The sequence below is a fragment of the Natronorubrum halalkaliphilum genome, assembly GCF_009834785.1.
Lineage (GTDB): Archaea > Halobacteriota > Halobacteria > Halobacteriales > Natrialbaceae > Natronorubrum > Natronorubrum halalkaliphilum.
The window spans coordinates 1-1,491 of sequence record NZ_WUYX01000059.1; the positions used below are offsets into that span (position 1 = coordinate 1).

Here is a 1,491-nt window from a genome sequence, read left to right on the forward strand (position 1 = left end):
CCTGTCTCTTACCCATAAGTCTCAGGAGCGCAGTTCGTATCCCTCTACCCAGGTCTGAAGTTTCTTGAGGCCTTTCCACATCGTCTCCCAACCGGGCGGTGGATCGGAACCTCGGTCAAGGTAGCCGCCGATCTTCGCTACCGCAATTGCGTACGCTTGAGCCCCGTTGTCGGTCAATTCTGGAAATTTCGTTTCCAGAAATGACCGTTCAGTCTCGCTCAGAAGGACATCAGGTGAGCAGTATGCGTCTCCCCGAGCAAGTTCCCGTAACTCCAGCACCTTCCACGCGATTACCGAATAGATACTCAACAAGACTTCCATGCGTTCCCACGTTTCCAGCCGCCGTTCCTCAATTCGGCATCCAGTCTTCAGCACCTTGTGCCAGTCTTCGATTGTCCATCGGGCGCGGTAAGACTCTACCACACTCAGCGAATCACTGAACTCAGCGACCGATTCAGTGGTGAGTAACACCCACTGAATCGGGTCGTCTTGTTCTCCAAGTTCGTCGATCCGTACGACGTTTACTTCGACTGGCTCGGTGTAAGTTGGATCGTTCTGAGGTGGAAGCAGATTACACGAGCCGGCTTTGACGATGAGCTCAGCCTCTCTAGCTTCTCTTCCACTTCCTTGTTCGATCTCTATCGACGTGCGACCTTGTTCGGGGAGATCTTCACTCCAGTCAATCAGACGTCCGTCCGTTCCAGACGGCGTCTGAATACAGCGATTCTGATTCGCACGGACGACGAACCCAGCGTCCAAGTCGTCTGTAACTTCGCGGTAGAACGCAAATGCATCAGCTCCTCGGTCGTGGATGAATATCGGCCGTATCTCCTCGGCAAGCCAGTCGCTGGCTTGCCTGTCTCCTCGAATCCATTTTTTCTGTTCGCTCTCTAATTCGATCGGCTCACCCTTCCCATTCGCATCGTGTTTGGTGCTGGCCTGTTGGTCCTCGATCAGCGACTGCTGATCGATGACCCCAGTCATGCGATGTGTCTGTGGATCGACTCCGATCGTTGAGTGGACCTTGATACCTTCGAGATCCGTGGTAGAGTTGCCGATGTCACCGAGTCCTTCCTTGGACGGATGTCTCGGGAACACGAGCTCAGTCGTGTCGGAGACGATCAAGAGTTCCTCATTGTCATCGACACGTGAGTGTTGTTCTTGCGTGTGGGCGGAGAGGATCTCGTCTGGGTCCACACGTTCGTTATCGCAAAATCGGTACGTAGCCTTTGTGGAGGCCCAGTCCTCGCAAGCGTTGGGGATCGACTCGGCAGGTGCCCTGCCGAGCCGATCGCCGACCTGTATCAATCGGTCAGTGAGCCGTTCGTCACCAAACTCAGCAGACTGGAACTCCTCTCGAACCGTGCCAGAGACATCGGTCTGACACAGACTCGACTCGCCTATATCTGTCCACCGACTTTGTGAACCGCTCTGCATCTTGGTCTCTGTCTCCACGAACTACGGCGATAGGATTTGTGGGTAAGAGACAGG

General features: G+C 54.5%; 1 protein-coding gene. It reads right to left on the reverse strand.

The features are described from left to right. Window positions 1–21 precede the first annotated feature (21 nt). Complete coding sequence (locus tag GS429_RS16850) at window positions 22–1,437, reverse strand: IS4 family transposase (RefSeq protein ID WP_160066516.1); 1,416 nt, start codon at window positions 1,435–1,437, stop codon at window positions 22–24. Window positions 1,438–1,491 lie beyond the last annotated feature (54 nt).